Annotated in this window: 12 protein-coding genes; 1 reads left to right on the top strand and 11 read right to left on the bottom strand. The window is 64.8% G+C overall.

Annotation, left to right across the window (positions count from 1 at the left end; genetic code table 11):
* Positions 1 to 170 precede the first annotated feature (170 nt).
* From R4P47_RS03870 to R4P47_RS03850, 5 genes are all read right to left on the bottom strand, one after another.
* Complete coding sequence (locus R4P47_RS03870) at positions 171 to 1421, bottom strand: fatty acid desaturase family protein (RefSeq protein WP_149405457.1); 1251 nt, start codon at positions 1419 to 1421, stop codon at positions 171 to 173.
* 123 nt (positions 1422 to 1544) lie between these two features.
* Positions 1545 to 2846 carry a fatty acid desaturase family protein gene (locus R4P47_RS03865; protein ID WP_149405456.1) on the bottom strand — a complete coding sequence of 434 codons (1302 nt, stop codon included), beginning with the start codon at positions 2844 to 2846 and terminating at the stop codon, positions 1545 to 1547.
* A 108-nt stretch (positions 2847 to 2954) separates the two neighbouring features.
* Positions 2955 to 4070, bottom strand: a complete 1116-nt coding sequence (locus R4P47_RS03860) for a ferredoxin reductase (RefSeq protein ID WP_094642485.1) — start codon at positions 4068 to 4070, stop codon at positions 2955 to 2957.
* Positions 4071 to 4194: 124 nt separating this feature from the next.
* Positions 4195 to 4719 carry a DUF6912 family protein gene (locus tag R4P47_RS03855; protein WP_068045663.1) on the bottom strand — a complete coding sequence of 175 codons (525 nt, stop codon included), beginning with the start codon at positions 4717 to 4719 and terminating at the stop codon, positions 4195 to 4197.
* Positions 4720 to 4730: 11 nt separating this feature from the next.
* Positions 4731 to 6176, bottom strand: a complete 1446-nt coding sequence (locus tag R4P47_RS03850; protein ID WP_149405455.1) for a WS/DGAT/MGAT family O-acyltransferase — start codon at positions 6174 to 6176, stop codon at positions 4731 to 4733.
* A gap of 185 nt (positions 6177 to 6361) precedes the next feature.
* Here R4P47_RS03850 and R4P47_RS03845 point away from each other — a divergent pair, with 185 nt between their 5' ends.
* Positions 6362 to 6937: an Rv3235 family protein gene (locus tag R4P47_RS03845; protein ID WP_149405454.1), complete on the top strand. Its 576-nt coding sequence runs from the start codon at positions 6362 to 6364 to the stop codon at positions 6935 to 6937.
* 37 nt (positions 6938 to 6974) lie between these two features.
* Here R4P47_RS03845 and secA read toward each other — a convergent pair whose 3' ends face one another.
* From secA to mtrA, 6 genes are all read right to left on the bottom strand, one after another.
* A complete protein-coding gene (gene secA, locus R4P47_RS03840; RefSeq protein ID WP_149405453.1) occupies positions 6975 to 9881 on the bottom strand; it encodes a preprotein translocase subunit SecA in 2907 nt (968 codons plus the stop codon).
* Between the two features lie 319 nt (positions 9882 to 10200).
* The gene (hpf, locus tag R4P47_RS03835; RefSeq protein WP_149405452.1) at positions 10201 to 10869 is read right to left on the bottom strand and encodes a ribosome hibernation-promoting factor, HPF/YfiA family; all 669 of its coding nucleotides are present in this window, start codon (positions 10867 to 10869) and stop codon (positions 10201 to 10203) included.
* 200 nt (positions 10870 to 11069) lie between these two features.
* Entirely contained in the window at positions 11070 to 11753 is a 684-nt protein-coding gene (locus tag R4P47_RS03830) for a ComF family protein (protein WP_149405451.1), read from the bottom strand.
* Between the two features lie 47 nt (positions 11754 to 11800).
* Complete coding sequence (lpqB, locus tag R4P47_RS03825) at positions 11801 to 13579, bottom strand: MtrAB system accessory lipoprotein LpqB (RefSeq protein ID WP_410482223.1); 1779 nt, start codon at positions 13577 to 13579, stop codon at positions 11801 to 11803.
* Complete coding sequence (mtrB, locus tag R4P47_RS03820; RefSeq protein WP_149405450.1) at positions 13576 to 15261, bottom strand: MtrAB system histidine kinase MtrB; 1686 nt, start codon at positions 15259 to 15261, stop codon at positions 13576 to 13578. The genes lpqB and mtrB overlap by 4 nt, the downstream gene beginning before the upstream one ends.
* Positions 15258 to 15935 carry an MtrAB system response regulator MtrA gene (mtrA, locus tag R4P47_RS03815; RefSeq protein ID WP_027496508.1) on the bottom strand — a complete coding sequence of 226 codons (678 nt, stop codon included), beginning with the start codon at positions 15933 to 15935 and terminating at the stop codon, positions 15258 to 15260. The genes mtrB and mtrA overlap by 4 nt, the downstream gene beginning before the upstream one ends.
* Position 15936 lies beyond the last annotated feature (1 nt).

The raw sequence follows: 15936 nt of genomic DNA, 5'->3' as shown, positions 1-15936 counted from the left end.
CATCGCGTCGATTCACCAGCTGGGCAGGCTGACCCGACAGAACGGGCAACGCCCCCGGAGGGTGTCGTTTCGGTCCGCCTACTGTTCGAGGCCATTCGAACGAACGAAGCCTGGTAGGCAACCACCCGCTTCGGGGTCGATTGCCACCAGGCTCCAATTCGGTGCAGGGCTTACGCGGCCTTACCGACCAGCCTGCGGATTCCCTTGCGCTTCTTCGTTTCTGCGATGGCGGTGCGCAAACCACGACGCTTGCCGGTTTCGGGATCGACGGTGAACAGGCCCGCCGGCGCGTCGGCCCACTTACGCTCGGACGCAGTCTCGGGAGCGTCGTCGCTGGTCGCCCTCAGGTACTTGTTCGGCAGCGACAGCTTCGCGATGGTTCGCCAGGACAGGAAGTACTGGTGAACGATCGAACCGGTCGTGTACGGCAGGTCGTACTTCTCCGCCAGTTCGAGCACTCGAACCTTGATCTCCCGCAGGCGGTTGCTGGGGAGGTCCGGGAACAGGTGGTGCTCGATCTGGTAGCAGAGGTTGCCGCTCATGAACTCCATGACGGGACCGGCATTGAAGTTCGCGCTGCCGAGCATCTGACGCAGGTACCACTGCCCCTGCGTCTCACCCTCCATGTCGGACTTGGTGAACTTCTCCGCACCGTCAGGGAAGTGGCCACAGAAGATGACGGTGTTGGTCCACACGTTGCGGATCATGTTGGCGACGATGTTCGCCGTCAACGTGCTCTTCCAGGCAGGTCCGGTCAGCAACGGGTGCAGGATGTAGTCCTTGCCGATCTGCTTGCCGACCTTCTCGAGCACCTCGCGCCGCTTCTGCTCGAATTCCTCGCGGGGCACTCGACCCTTGGCGACCTTGCCCAGTTCGAGGTGCTGAAGCGCCACTCCGTACTCGAAGAACAACTGCAGCAGCAGGTTGTAGACGGGGTTGCCGATGTTGAAGGGCTTCCACCGCTGATCGCGGGTGACGCGGAGCAGACCGTAGCCGACGTCGTCGTCCATGCCGAGCACGTTGGTGTACTTGTGGTGAATGTAGTTGTGCGTCTGCTTCCAGTGAGCCGACGGGCCCGTGTTGTCCCACTCCCACGACGTGGAGTGGATCTCAGGGTCGTTCATCCAGTCCCACTGGCCGTGCATGACGTTGTGGCCGAGCTCCATGTTCTCGATGATCTTCGCGACCCCGAGCATGGCGGTGCCGACCAGCCAAGCGGGACGCTTGCGGCTGGAGAAAAGCACGGCCCGGCCACCGATGTCGAGGGATCGCTGCAGGCGGATCGTGTTCTTGACGTACCGGGCGTCGCGTTCGCCGCGGGACGCTTCGATGTCACGTCGGATGGAGTCGAGCTCGTGGCCCAACGCCTCGATGTCGGCATCGGTCAGATGCGCGTATTCTTTGACGTCCGTAATCGCCATGGGAAACAACCTCCTGGCAGTCGTGAACACACAGCTCGCGTAATCAGGCCATGTGCAATTCCGTCACCTACCGTATCGTAAGTTACGGTCCCGTAGGTTAGTGGCGGAAATCTGTGTGACGATTCACAACGGAACGCGGTCACCCGAGCGACGCAGGCTCTTGGCCTGACGCTTGGCTTCCTTCTTGGCGTTGCGCAAGCTCACCCGTGCCTCTTGCATTGCCGAACGCAGACCTCGACGCTGCCCGGTGAGCGGATCGATTCGAAGCGCGTGGACGGTAGGCGAATCGCCCTCCCGCCATCGTCGCTCGGACGACGTCTCGGGAGCGTTGTCGGACGTGGCGCGCAACCACGAGTCGGGCAGCGACAGCTTGTGGATGGTCCGCAGCGCCAGCAAGTACTGCTTGCCGAGCGATCCTGTGGTGTACGGCAGATCGTACTTCTCACACAGAGCGTGCACCTTCTCGGCGATCTCCGAGTACCTGTTGCTCGGCAGATCCGGGAACATGTGGTGCTCGATCTGGTAGCAGAGGTTGCCGCTCATGAAGGCCATGACCGGACCGGCCTCGAAGTTGGCACTACCCAGCATCTGACGCAGGTACCACTCGGGGCGTGTCTCGGTCTCGAACTGCCCGATCGTGAACTTCTCGGCGCCATCGGGGAAGTGACCGCAGAAGATCACCGCGTAGGCCCACAGATTGCGGACCAGGTTGGCCGTGGCGTTGGCGGTCAACGTGGATTTCCACGCCGGGCCGGACAGTGCCGGGAACAGGACGAAATCCTTGCCGACCTGCTTGGCGATCTTGCGCGCGAAAGCGCGGCTCGCCGGAGACTTCAGCAGACCCTTCTGATCCTCGCCGTCCAACTGCTTCTGCGCGTCGTAATCGTGCAGCGCGATGCCCCACTCGAAGGTGGTGGCCAGCACGATGTTGGCAAGCGGCTGAACGAGATTGATCGGCTTCCACGGCTCGTCACGAGTCATGCGCAGAATTCCGAAGCCGATGTCGTCGTCCATGCCGACGATGTTGGTGTAGGTGTGGTGCGAGTAGTTGTGGGCTCGCTTCCACTGCTCGGACGGCCCGGTCTGGTCCCACTCCCACGAGGTGGAATGGATCTCCGGATCGTTCATCCAGTCCCATTGCCCGTGCATCACATTGTGACCGAGCTCCATGTTCTCGATGATCTTGGCGACACTGAGCATCGCTGTGCCGGCGATCCAAGCAGGCCGATACTTGCTGCCGAGCAGCACCGCGCGGCCGCCGAGCTCCAGCAACCTCTGCAGTCTGATGGTCCGACGGATGTATGCGGCATCGCGCTCGCCACGGCTGTCTTCGACGTCTCGACGAATCGAATCCAGTTCGCGACCGAACGCTTCCATGTCCGCTTCGCTGAGATGAGCGAACTCTTTGATGTCGGTGATGGCCACCGGGTCCTCCAACAGTTGAGTGCAGTGCCCGAAATATCGGGTTTCGACGTGGGCAACCTACGTAAGCGTAACCGAACAGTCTGAGAAGGAAGTGTGCGAGAAACAGACCTACAGTTCCAATGTGCAGTCGCCCGCAGCTGCGGAAATGCACGTCTGGACGCGGTCGCCCTCGCTGTGTTCCTTACCGGAACGCAGGTCTATGACATGCCCCGAAGTCAACGGCACCACACATGTCTGGCAGATACCCATCCGGCAGCCGAACGGCATCTGAACTCCGACGTTCTCGCCTGCTTCGAGCAGACTGGTCGCGCCGTCGACAGTGGTCTTCTTGTCCGACTTGGAGAACGTGACGGTGCCGCCGGCACCGGAGGTATCGGCGCGCGAGATCTCGAACCGCTCCAGATGAAGCCGGTCCTCGATTCCTTCTCGCTTCCAGGTCTTCTCGATCTCCTCGAGCAGTGCTGCCGGTCCACACGCCCAGGTGTCGCGCGTGCGCCAGTCGGGATAGAGCTCGTCGAGCGAGGCGAGTGCGAACTTGCCGTCCGATCGTGTCAGCTGCACATGCGAGGTGAAGTTCGGATGCGATTTCTCGAGCGCAGCGATCTCGGCCGCGAACATGACTTCGTCCTCGGTCGGTGCCGAGTGGATGTGCACGGTGTCGGGCATGTCGCCGTGGCGATCCAAGGCCCGCAGCATCGAGATGATCGGGGTGATGCCGCTACCGGCCGTGACGAACAGGATCTTGTTCGGCGGCGGCACGGGCAGCGCGAAATTGCCCTTCGGGGCGGCCAGCCGAACGATGGTCCCCTGCGGCACACCGCCGACCAGATGCGAGGAGAGGAAGCCTTCCGGCATCGCCTTGACGGTGATGGAGATCAGCTTGTCCTCCCAGTTCGGCGGGGAGGTCAACGAGTACGAACGCCAGTGCCATCGCCCGCCGAGGTGCAACCCGATCCCGATGTACTGGCCGGGCCGGTAGTCGAAATTGAAGCCCCAACCCGGCTGGATCACCAGGGTCACCGCCGTGGCGGTCTCCTTCTCCACTCGCACGATGCGGCCGCGGAGTTCGCGTGCCGACCACAGAGGATTCGCGAGATGAAGGTAGTCGTCGGGCAACAAGGGGGTGGTGATGCGGGTGAAGGCACCACGCACCATGTTCAGTCTCGGACGCTTGGGGGCCGATACTCCGGCCGCCGGAGCCTCCAGCCACTTCTTCAGATCCATCGGGTGTTCCATCCCCTCGATCGAGATACTGAACCGCTTGCGGTCATCGAGGTTACGCTACCGTAGGTTCGGGTTCGGGAACACCTGTGTCGGTGTGAATCGTGTGCGAACGAACACGACGGAATCACAGCAGTTCGAGCAGAAACGACAACTCTTGCGGGGCGTACCACGCGAGCGTGTGATCCTCGGCATCTCCCAGCACGAACTCCGCATCCTCGTCTCCCATGTCCGCGGCATCGACCGCGGCTACGGCCTTGGCGACCGCCGATTCGGCCCCCTCGAGATCGACGTGGACCGACGCGACCTGATCCATCCGCAACGGCTCCTTGAGGCGGACGACGGCGTCGTCCAAATCGGGACGCAGAGTGGGATCGTCGACATCGGCCGCGATCACCGCCCTCCGGTACACCACCCCTTCGGCGACTGTCCCGGTGTCGGTCTCGTCGTCGACCGCTGCGGCGATCAGCCGCAGAGAGGCCCGAGCGGCCTCCCCCATCGCCACCTCGGAGAGCTCCTCGTCGTCGCCGGACGAATAGGCCTCACGCAGTGTCGGTGTCACCGCGAAGGCCGTGCGCGAGACCGGGCTGAACTCGCCCTCCGCCGACAGCACTTTCAAGAACTCCAGCGTCGCCGGAACGTAGACACGCATGACAGAAGACCTCACACTCTCGATTCGTTACTCGCGTCGACCAACTCTTCCAGAGCCTCGTGCAGAAGCGCCGTGACGACGTCCACATCGGGCATGGCACCTCGATCTGCATTGAGCCCGAAGAACACGTAGCCGTCGTAGGACGTCAGCCCGATGCTCATCGCCTGGTTCTCGAACAGCGGCGACACCGGATACATCTCGAGCATGCGCGCACCGCCCACATACAGCGGGAACTGTGGTCCGGGGGCATTGGTGACGATCAGATTGAACACCCGCTGGGACAGCCGACTACCCGCTCGCGCGCCCATCGCGTGCAGGCTCGCAGGCGCGAATCCGGAGATGCGCATCAATGTCTGAGCGGTGACGCCGCGGCTCTGCTTGGAGTGGGCCTCGGTGGCGTGCGCAATGTGCGAGAGCCGCACCACGGCATTGGATTCACCGACGGGCAGGTCGACGAGAAACGACGAGACCTCGCTGCGATCTTCCTCGGCCGCCTCGACCGGCCGATCGGCCGCGTCTCCGAAACCGACCCGATCGGCCGAGACGTACACCGACATGGGCACCATGGCCCGCACCGTGGAGGACGCCGTGACGGGCTCGCCTCGAGAAAGCAACCAATTGCGCAGTGCCCCGGTGACGACAGCGAGCACCACGTCGTTGATCGAGCAGCCGAACCTGTTGTGAATTCTGCGGTAGTCGGCGAGCTCGGTCTTGGCCACCGCGAATCTGCGGTTTCGCGAGATCGGGGCGTTCAGCGGACTCGACGGCGCGCTCTGGGTCGCGGTGCGCAGCACGGCCGCGACCTTCGCTGCGGCCCGCAAGGCTCCACCCGCGACACCGGCAGCGCCGTGGACCGCGCCGCGCAGTGCCTCGACGCTCTCCCCCGGACGTACCACCAAGTCGGTGAGAGCATCGATGACCAGCGCCGAATCCTTCGGCTCGCGCGCGGGCATCCAGAGTTCCTCGGCCATCGGCGGCGGATTCTTGCTGGCATCGAGAATGACCTGACCGATGTCGAGCGCGTGTTCACCGTCGACCAGCGCCGAGTGAGACTTGGTGAAGACGGCGAAACGATTCTTCGACAACCCCTCGACCAGGTACATCTCCCACAGCGGACGGGTGCGATCGAGTGGGCGCGAGGTCAGCCGCGCGATCAGATCGTGCAGCTGATCGTCCGAACCCGGCTTGGGTAGTGCCGAACGGCGGATGTGGTAGGTGATGTCGAAATCCGCGTCGTCGACCCACACCGGCCTGGCCAGCCCGAAGGCGACCTCACGCACCTTCTGCCGGTACCGGGGAACCAATGCCAGGCGTTGCTCGACCAACGACAGCAGACGGTCGTAGCTGAATCCACTGCGCGGAGTCCGGAAGATGGCGAGCGACCCGAGGTGCATCGGGCTGCTACTGGCCTCGAGAAAATAGAACGACGCATCCTGCGCTGTCAGCCTGGTCGCCATCGCGTGTTCCAGTCCCCGTCCTCGCGTGAAGTACGCGCCGATTCCTGTGGCCGAGCGCGCAGTGTGCTCGAACCTAGAGTACGTGGCGGACGAATGTCGGTCTCGGGGTCGTTCGAGGACCGTGTCGTGTGTTGTTCCCGGGTTTCGACGGGAACCGAACGCGCGCTCGGACCGTCAATGTCGGTGTGAGCGTCATCGAATCGAACGACCCGCCGCACATCGCGGACACCTCGGCCCCGGGCTCGCAACTCCGCGCCGAACATCATTGCTTCCTCTCGCGTGCCGCTCCGTTCGAGCCGCCGCTCAGCTCCGGTGCCGTGCACACGTGGGATCCAGCGGCGATCACCGATTCGCTGCCCGCCCGACACCGACCCTCCGTGCGCAGCAACCGTTCTCGACGGCGCATCGAGCCTCCCGGCCGGCCGACGGTGCCCGCCGATGCGCGCTCGAGTGCCGACCGGGCGATGCGCATGATGATCGAGGTGATCGATCGACGACGCAGCGCAGACCAGCTGTCGCCTTTGTTCACCGCCTCGATGATCGACCTGGTGCGGACCATAGTGCGAAACCCACCGCCAGGAAGGCGACTCGGATTCGCCGCAGTGCGTCGAGTGCATGTGGCGTATCAGTCGGATGTCTCGGCGGAGATCTTCGGCTCGTACACTCGCGGCCCACGTATGTTCGCCTTCGCAGGCCGAATCGAGCTCGCCATCGACCCGCGCCGGCCCGGGTGGACGGTCACGTCGTTGCGAGTGGGGTGAGTTTCGAGTCGCCCCGCGGCGACGCGACCGTCGTGTACTACCGCTTGCGCTTGGAGCGAGCTGCCTTCTTGGGGGCCTTGCTCTGAGTTCTCGCCGCCTCGCGACGCTCGCGGCGGGTGCCCTCGGCCGCGGACTCGCTGCCGGTCGGGGTCGGCCCGGATCGACGAACGGCAGTGCCGCCGCCCTCGGCCGGACCGGAGAAGGTCAGTCGCTGGTCTTCCTGCTCGTCGAGACCCTTCGCCCGCAGCGCCGAGGGCACCGCAGGAGCAGCAGGTGCAGGAGCGGTGGGTGCGGGAGCCGTGGGTGCAGGTGCCGTCGGTGCAGGTGCTGCGGCGGGTGTTGCTGCCGGGCGGCCGGAGCCCACCGGAGAGGACAGTCCAGGAGCCACTGCGAGACCTGCCGAGGCTGCCGGACCTGCCGGAGCCGGTGTGGCTTCGACCTGCAGGTTGAACAGGAAGCCGACCGACTCCTCCTTCAGGCCGTCGAGCATGCCCTGGAACATGTCGTAGCCCTCACGCTGGTATTCGACCAGCGGGTCGCGCTGCGCCATCGCGCGCAGGCCGATGCCTTCCTTGAGGTAGTCCATCTCGTAGAGATGCTCGCGCCACTTGCGGTCGAGAACCGACAGCAGAACTCGACGCTCGAGTTCGCGCATTCCGTTCTCGCCGGCGATACCGTCGATCTCGGCCTCGCGCTTGGCGTACGCCGATCGCGCGTCCTCGAGCAGCGCCTCACGCAATTCGTCGCGGGTCAGGTCGCCCTTCTCGCCGTCCTCGTTCTCGCCGGAGAGGACCTTGTGGTCGATTCCCACCGGGTAGAGAGTCTTCAGCGCGGTCCAGAGCTGTTCCAGATCCCAGTCCTCCACATAGCCCTCGACGGTGGCGCCGTCGACGTAGGCGGTGATCACGTCGGTGATCATGCCCTCGACCTGGCCCTCCATGTCCGCACCTTCGAGGATGCGGCGGCGCTCCTCGTAGATGACGGTGCGCTGCTGGTTCATCACCTCGTCGTACTTGAGAACGTTCTTGCGGATCTCGAAGTTCTGCTGCTCCACCTGCGTCTGAGCACTCTTGATGGCCTTGGACACCATCTTGGCTTCGATCGGGACGTCGTCGGGCAGGTTGAGCCGAGTCATGATCGATTCGAGTGCGCCGCCGTTGAATCGACGCATCAACTCGTCGCCGAGAGAGAGGTAGAAACGCGATTCGCCGGGGTCACCCTGACGACCGGAGCGGCCTCGCAGCTGGTTGTCGATGCGGCGCGAATCGTGCCGTTCGGTACCGAGGACGTACAGCCCACCGGCCTCGCGCACGGTATCGGCATCGGCCTTGACCTGCGCCTTGACCTCTTCCAGCGCTGGCTCCCAGGCGGCCTCGTATTCCTCGGGGGTCTCGACCGGGTCCAAGCCCTGCTTCCGGAGCTGCAGGTCGGCGAGGATGTCCGGGTTGCCGCCGAGCACGACGTCGGTACCACGACCGGCCATATTGGTCGCCACGGTCACCGCGCCCTGCCGGCCCGCCTCGGCGATGATCGTCGCTTCCTGTTCGTGGAACTTCGCGTTCAACACGTTGTGTGCGACGCCGCGCTTGGTGAACTGCTTCGACAGGTACTCCGAGCGCTCGACGCTCGTCGTGCCGATGAGGACCGGCTGGCCCTTACCGTGCCGCTCGACGACGTCGTCGACGACCGCGTCGAACTTGGCCTCTTCGGTCTTGTAGATCAGGTCGCCGTTGTCCACTCGGACCATCGGACGGTTCGTCGGAATCGGAATGACGCCGAGTCCGTAGATCTGATGGAGCTCGGCGGCCTCGGTCTCGGCGGTACCGGTCATGCCCGAGAGCTTGTCGTAGAGGCGGAAGTAGTTCTGCAGTGTGATCGTGGCCAGAGTCTGGTTCTCGGCCTTGATCTCCACCTTCTCCTTGGCCTCGATCGCCTGGTGCATGCCCTCGTTGTAGCGGCGTCCCACCAGGATGCGGCCGGTGAACTCGTCGACGATGATGACCTCGCCGTCGCGGACGATGTAGTCCTTGTCCTTGGTGTAGAGCTCTTTGGCCTTGATCGCGTTGTTGAGGTAGTTCACCAGTGGTGAGTTGGCGGCCTCGTACAGATTGTCGATGCCGAGCTGATCCTCGACCAGTTCGACGCCTGCCTCGTGTACACCGATGGTCCGCTTGCGGATGTCGACCTCGTAGTGGGTGTCGACCTTGAGCATCGGCGCGATTCGGGCGAACTCGCCGTACCACTTGCTCGACGCATCGGCCGGTCCCGAGATGATCAGCGGTGTACGGGCCTCGTCGATGAGGATGGAGTCGACCTCGTCGACGACCGCGAAGTTGTGTCCGCGCTGCACGAGGTCGTCGAGCGAGTGCGTCATGTTGTCGCGCAGGTAGTCGAAACCGAACTCGTTGTTGGTGCCGTAGGTGATGTCCGCGGCGTACGCGGCGCGGCGTTCCACCGGGGTCATGCCGGAGAGGATCACGTCGACCGAGAGACCGAGGAAGCGGTGCACGCGGCCCATCCACTCCGAGTCGCGCTTGGCGAGGTAGTCGTTGACCGTCACCACGTGCACACCCTCGCCGGAGATGGCATTGAGGTAAGCCGGGAGAACACACGTCAGTGTCTTGCCCTCACCGGTCTTCATCTCGGCGATGTTGCCGAAGTGCAGAGCGGCACCGCCCATGACCTGTACGTCGAAGTGCCGCTGCGACAGCACTCTCCAGGACGCCTCACGGGCCACGGCGAAGGCCTCGGGCAGGAGCTGATCCAGGGTCTCGCCGGCGGAGTACCGCTCCTTGAACTCCGCGGTCTTGCCGCGCAGTTCGTCGTCGGAGAGGCTCTCGACGTCCGGAGACAGGGTCGAGACGTGGTCGGCGATGCTCTTGAGCCGCTTGACCATGCGACCTTCACCGACACGGAGCAGCTTGGAAAACGACAGCGACGGCACGGGCTTTCTCGTCCTCGATCCTCGGTTCACGGGTACTGGTACTGGTACTGGTACGAACAACACTGCATACTGCACGAGCTCACGGGTTCGTCACCACGACATCTGCGCGGCGGGTAACCCGAACGCGTCCATGGTAGGCGGTGTCGCTGTGAACCCGGCAGCCCGACTATCGGTCGTCGGAGATCGCCGGTCGGCCATTCGGACAACACCGACACAGCACTGCAGGCTCGACGTGGGGATCGAGTCTCCGGCGTCGAGCCTGCAGCGGTGAAAATATTTCACGGACGGCGAACGTGTCGAACCGTCCCGATCGGTCCGGTCAGGTGAGTCTGATCAAGCCGTAATCGAAGGCGTGCCGTCGGTACACGACCGAGGGGCGATCGGTTGCGCTGTCGTGGAACAGGAAGAAATCGTGGCCCACGAGTTCCATTTCGTACAGTGCGTCGTCGACGCTCATCGGTGCGGCCGAGTGGGTCTTCGTCCGCACGATGTGCCCCGGGCCGCTCTGGTCGTCCTCGAAGGAGTCGAGTTTCGTCTCGGGGTCGAGTGCCAGCGTGTCGTCCTCGGCGAGTTCGGCAGTGGCCTCGGCGACGGACACGGGCCGCTTCTCGCCGTAGTGAACTTTGCGACGGTCCTTGGTGCGCCGGAGTCTGCTCTCGAGTTTCGACGTCACCGCTTCGAGTGCGGCATAGAAACTGTCGGCGCACGCTTCGGCTCGAACGACCGGACCCTTGCCCTTCGCGGTGATCTCCACGCGTTGACATGCCTTGGCCTGGCGGCGATTTCGTTCGTGCTGCAGTTCGACGTCGAACAGGTAGATGGAGGGATCGAAGCGCTCGAGGCGAGCCAGTTTCTCGGAGACGTATATCCGGAAATGATCCGGTATCTCGACGTTGCGGCCCTTGACCACGACGTCCGCATTGCTCTTGGCGGGTTCTTCAGAGGGCTTCTCGTCGAAGAAAACCGAGGCTTGTGAAGGGGTCGTCACGCGTACCTCCCGATATCGGCCACGCCCACTGTTGGACGTGGCAAGTGTGCATGCCGAATGGGGAACCTTCCGGCATCAAAGTCCGGGGCATCACCTCACATCTGGTCCAGTCGGTGCGTGTCCGCGACGTTAGTCGGTCATCGACTCGTGTGCCACCGTTCACCCCGAATTGGTTGTCGGCGTGTCCTTCCACTCCGCCGTCACGCACTCGCCACCACCAGCGCTCCGGCCACCGGCACTCCGAAATCGGTTAGCACTCTTGCCGATTCGGCCAACGTGGCACCGGTGGTGACGACGTCGTCGATCAGCAGAACGGTGAAGTCCGCCGAAGGCGTCGCACGTGCGTCGGCGCGCGAACGAGCCACCCCGACGGCCTCGATCCGCCCTGCCACGTTATGCTGCCGTTGCCCCGCCGACAGTCCCACCGAATCACGTACTCCACCGGTCATGCGGAGCAACTCGGGAACGAGCACACGCTCCGGTGCCAACTGTTCGGCGGCGATTCGCGCGCATCGCAGAACGGGATCGCCCCCACGAGCCCGCGCCGCACGAGCCCGAGAGGGTGCGCAGATCAGAATCAGCGAACTCAGCTCCGGTGGATCGATCTCACCCGCGTCGCGTAGATGTCCGACGGCCTCGGCGAGCGCTCGCCCGAAAGGCCGGGCCACCGACCGCCGACCTCGCTCCTTCAGTGCGATCACACCACTGCGTCGCGGCCCGCTGTACGTACCCAAGGACCAGCAGGGCACACCGGGATCGACTCGTGGCCGAACGGCGACGGGCGGGACGAACAGGGCCAGAGAACACCCTCCGCACCAGTGCTCCCCCGGCACACCGCACCCGGCGCACTCGAGGGGCAGAACCAGATCGAGGAGCGTCCGCATGGATGCGGAGTCTGCCCCGGCCCACCGACAGACATCTGCGACCGACGTCAGCCGGGCAGAATGGGCACAGCTTTCACTCCGGCCAGACCGGTGACCTCACGCCAGTACCGGTCGCCGACCGGATCGGAGTTGTTGAGGGCGAACACGGCCCGTGCATCGGCCACGTACTCCGTTTCCGGCGAGGCATCGACCGCCAACACCGGAGTGGTCAGGTTGCGTGACGGCAACGGATCCATCCGGGATCCGTCGACGCTCACCTGGACCACCGGTGTGTCGGTGGCGACCCGCGCAATCACGATGGTGTCGCCGGTACTCCAGTCCAAACTCGTGGCGTCGCTACCGAGTCCGATGGCCACGGCCCTCGGCTCGGTGAGGGAGTACACGCCCGAGGGCTCGCGCACCACCGTTGCCACGTACACGACGCCGTCGACGATGAGCGCCGCTCGCACTCCGTCTCGGGCCAGTCGCAGTTCGGTGATCCGGTTGCCGAGTGTCGTGACGGCGGTGGCCTCGACGGGTATCACCGACACCTGGCCGGTGGAAGGATCGCGGGCGGCCCGGATGACGTTGGTGCCGTCGATCACCGCCCAGGCCGCGTTGTCGTCGGCTCCCCAGGTGGGCCGGGTGATCGATTGCCCCTCGGCCACTGGAAACGCGCCGCCGTCGTAGCTGCCGACCATGAGCGTGCTCGACGGCGCAGGGGCGGGCCGTCCGGTGTCCGCGACTCCTGCCACGAGCGTGCCGTCGTTGGACAGGGCCACCGAGCGCAGATTGCGGGCCTGCCCGAAGTACCCGGGAGCGGGAGTGGTCTCCGCCTCGTCGACGCGAAGCAATTGGCCGGACGCGAGTGCGTGCAGTCCGACACCGTCGCCGGTACTACCCAGCGGATCGAAGGAGTCGACGCCTGCGGTCGTCCACCCGTCGGGCTTGGTCGTGTCGATCGGTTGACCGTCGGCGAGCAACACGTAGGGCCCGGCGACCTCGGCCGAGGCGAGGGTCCAGATCACCTGCGCGGCAAGCAGTTCGCGGTCGCGATCACCCTTGTTCTGCAGGCCGCCGAAGTCGATCCTGATACCACCGAGTCCCACCCCCACCTGCGAGGTCTGACCATCGGCCTTGGTGATGGGTCCGCGGATACTCACGTCGTCGGACAGTTCGTTGCTCACCGCGGCCGACAGCGCGGACTTGGGGCCGTCGATGAGCAGCTGCACGAGTTGGTTGGCGAGCTGGTCCTGCGATCCGCTGGTCCACCGCACATCTGGCACGAGTACGCCACCGAGCGGATCGACGAAATAGAGCGATCGCTGCTGGTAGGTGTTCAGAAAAGCGGACCGATCGATGACGACACCGGGCGGCAGTTTCGAGATCCGCCACTGACCGTCCACCCGTGCCATCTCGATCGCGGCGTCGAAGGTGTCCGATCCTGCCTGGTACTCGCCGCCCGAGGCCAGCATCCCGGCCGTCGCCGAGCGGATCGTGAACTGCGCGGTGTCTGCGGTTCTTGGACCGGACAGGGTGTCGATCCGATCCGCCACGACCGTCCGTGCGCCGTCGTCCCAGGTTCCCGACGCCTCCTCGGTGAGAAACTGCCGGGCGGCCTGGTGTCTGTTGGCAGAGACGGCGCTGGCCTCGAAGAAGTCGTCCAGCAGGCGGTCGGGCTCGCGTCCCGGCTCGGGGGCCGGGGCGCTGGTGGGCACGGCACCTGCGGTCAGGGTGCCGATGGCCTGGGGGCTGGACGACTCGGGAAGGCTGGCGCATCCGCTCACGAGGGCGACGACGAGCGCGCACATCGCCAGCACTCGGGTGCGACGGCACGAGAAGATCACGTCGCGGGCTCCGACGTGGCTGTCTTGGCTGCGGTGATCGCGGGAATCGGTTGTCCTTGTGCGAACTTCTTGGTGCTGGGTTTGAGGGGCAGTGGGGATCCGATCACCTTGTGCCCGCGCACGAGCGGCAGAGTGAGTCGGAAGCATGCGCCTTCGCCCAGTGCTCCCCACGCCTCGAGCTTACCGTCGTGCAAGCGGGCGTCCTCGACGCTGATCGCCAGCCCCAGGCCGGTGCCTCCGGATCGTCGAACGCGGGAGGGATCCGAGCGCCAAAACCGGTTGAACACCAGCTTCTCTTCGCCTGGTCGCAGACCGACTCCCTGATCACGCACGACGAATGCGGCCGCGTCGGCATCCGAGCGCAGCCGCAGCAGGACCGGCTTGCCTTCGCCGTGGTCGAGTGCGTTGGCCAGCAGATTGCGCAGAATCCGTTCCACCCGTCGGGGGTCGACCTCGGCGATGACTGCCGTCTCGGGCATGTCGACGATCACTTCGGTGCCGGTCTCGCGCGCCAGGTGCCGCACGGTCGACACTGCCGCCCGGGCGCACATCCGCAGGTCGAGCTGCTCGGCGGCCAGCTCGGCCACGCCCGCGTCGTGGCGGCTGATCTCGAGCAGGTCACCGAGCAGGGTTTCGAACCGGTCGAGCTCGTTGACCAGCAGCTCCGAGGATCGCTTGAGTGCAGGCTCCAGGTCGTCGCTGGCGTCGTGGATGAGGTCTGCGGCCATCCGAACAGTGGTCAGCGGGGTGCGCAGTTCGTGGCTGACGTCGGAGGTGAATCGGCGCTGGAGGTTGCCGAATTCCTCGAGCTGGGTGATCTGTTTGGAGAGACTCTCGGCCATCTCGTTGAACGACATCGCGAGTCTGGCCATGTCGTCCTCGCCGCGGACCGGCATGCGCTCCTTGAGCCTGCCGTCGGCGAACCGCACCGCGATCCTCGACGCCGAACGAATGGGCAGAACCACCTGACGTGCGACGAGCATCGCAATCGCCGCGAGCAGCACCAGCAGCACCACTGCGCCGATGAACAACGTGCCGCGTACGAGCGAGAGCGTGCGATCCTCGCTGGCCAACGGAAAGATGAGATAGAGCTGCAGGGCCGAGATGTCGGATCCGGTGGGCGATCCCATGATCAGCGCCGAGCCGGAGTACCCGCCGTCACTGTCGGTCACCGTCGCGTACTGCGAACTGATCAGGCCCTTCTTGACGAAGTCGCGCAGGCTGTTCGGGATCTGATCGACCGGGCCCACCGAGGCCTCCGCGCGGGTGGCGTCGCCTTCCACGATCAGGACCGGATCGAACGATCCCGCCGACCCGGTGGTCGACGCGGCGTCCAGGTCCTGATTGGTCAGCGCCGCCCTGGCTCGTTCGAGGCGCGTTGCGAGCCCGCTCGAATCGTCGGCCCCGGCGAGGTTGCCCTCGACGGTGGTCCGCGAACGGTCGAGTTCCTCGGTGGCGGCGGACAGCTTCGCTTCGAGTAGTCGGTCGGTGATCTGAGAGGTCAACACCACCCCGAGGATGAGGATGACCACCAGGGACAGCGTCAGCGTCGACACGACGACGCGCAGCTGCAGTGATCGACGCCAGGCATGGCCTAGCGACGTACTCAGCGAACGAAACCAACGCAGTACGGGAGAGAACTTGCCGTTGATTCGCCGCCGAGAATGGGAAAGACGGATCACGGCGGTCCGGCCTTGTAGCCGACCCCCCTCACGGTCAACACCACCTCGGGGTTCTCCGGATCCTTCTCGACCTTGGCGCGCAGACGCTGCACGTGCACGTTGACCAGCCGGGTGTCGGCCGCGTGGCGGTAGCCCCAGACCTGTTCGAGCAACACCTCTCGGGTGAACACCTGACGTGGCTTGCGCGCCAGTGCCACCAGCAGATCGAATTCGAGCGGGGTGAGGGAGACGAGTTCGTCACCGCGACTGACCTTGTGGGCGGGCACGTCGATGACGATGTCCGCGATGGACAGCAGTTCGGCGGGTTCGTCCTCGGTCCTGCGCAAGCGCGCACGAACACGAGCGACCAGTTCCTTCGGCTTGAAGGGCTTCATGATGTAGTCGTCCGCACCGGACTCGAGACCCAGTACGACATCGACGGTGTCGGTCTTGGCCGTCAGCATGACGATCGGCACGCCCGAGTCGGCACGCAGGACGCGGCAGACGTCGATGCCGTTCATGCCGGGAAGCATCAGATCCAGCAGCACCAGATCCGGCCGGTTCTCGCGCACGGCCGCCAGTGCTTGGGTACCGTCGCCGACCACGAAAGGCTCGAATCCCTCACCGCGCAACACGATGGTGAGCATCTCCGCCAGAGCCGAATCGTCGTCCACAACCAGAATCCGAGGCTTCATG

Origin of the sequence: Rhodococcus sp. IEGM 1370 (assembly GCF_033142325.1) — a bacterium.
Classification (GTDB): Bacteria; Actinomycetota; Actinomycetes; order Mycobacteriales; family Mycobacteriaceae; genus Rhodococcoides.
This window is presented reverse-complemented; position numbering and strand designations above follow the sequence as displayed.

What these genes read in the sequence shown, in the direction of transcription:
- R4P47_RS03870 (WP_149405457.1), bottom strand. Translation starts at nt 1,421, where the DNA reads ATGGCGATTACGGACGTCAAAGAATACGCGCATCTGACCGATGCCGAC.
- R4P47_RS03860 (WP_094642485.1), bottom strand. Translation starts at nt 4,070, where the DNA reads ATGGATCTGAAGAAGTGGCTGGAGGCTCCGGCGGCCGGAGTATCGGCC.
- R4P47_RS03855 (WP_068045663.1), bottom strand. Translation starts at nt 4,719, where the DNA reads ATGCGTGTCTACGTTCCGGCGACGCTGGAGTTCTTGAAAGTGCTGTCG.
- R4P47_RS03850 (WP_149405455.1), bottom strand. Translation starts at nt 6,176, where the DNA reads ATGGCGACCAGGCTGACAGCGCAGGATGCGTCGTTCTATTTTCTCGAG.
- R4P47_RS03830 (WP_149405451.1), bottom strand. Translation starts at nt 11,753, where the DNA reads ATGCGGACGCTCCTCGATCTGGTTCTGCCCCTCGAGTGCGCCGGGTGC.
- mtrA (WP_027496508.1), bottom strand. Translation starts at nt 15,935, where the DNA reads ATGAAGCCTCGGATTCTGGTTGTGGACGACGATTCGGCTCTGGCGGAG.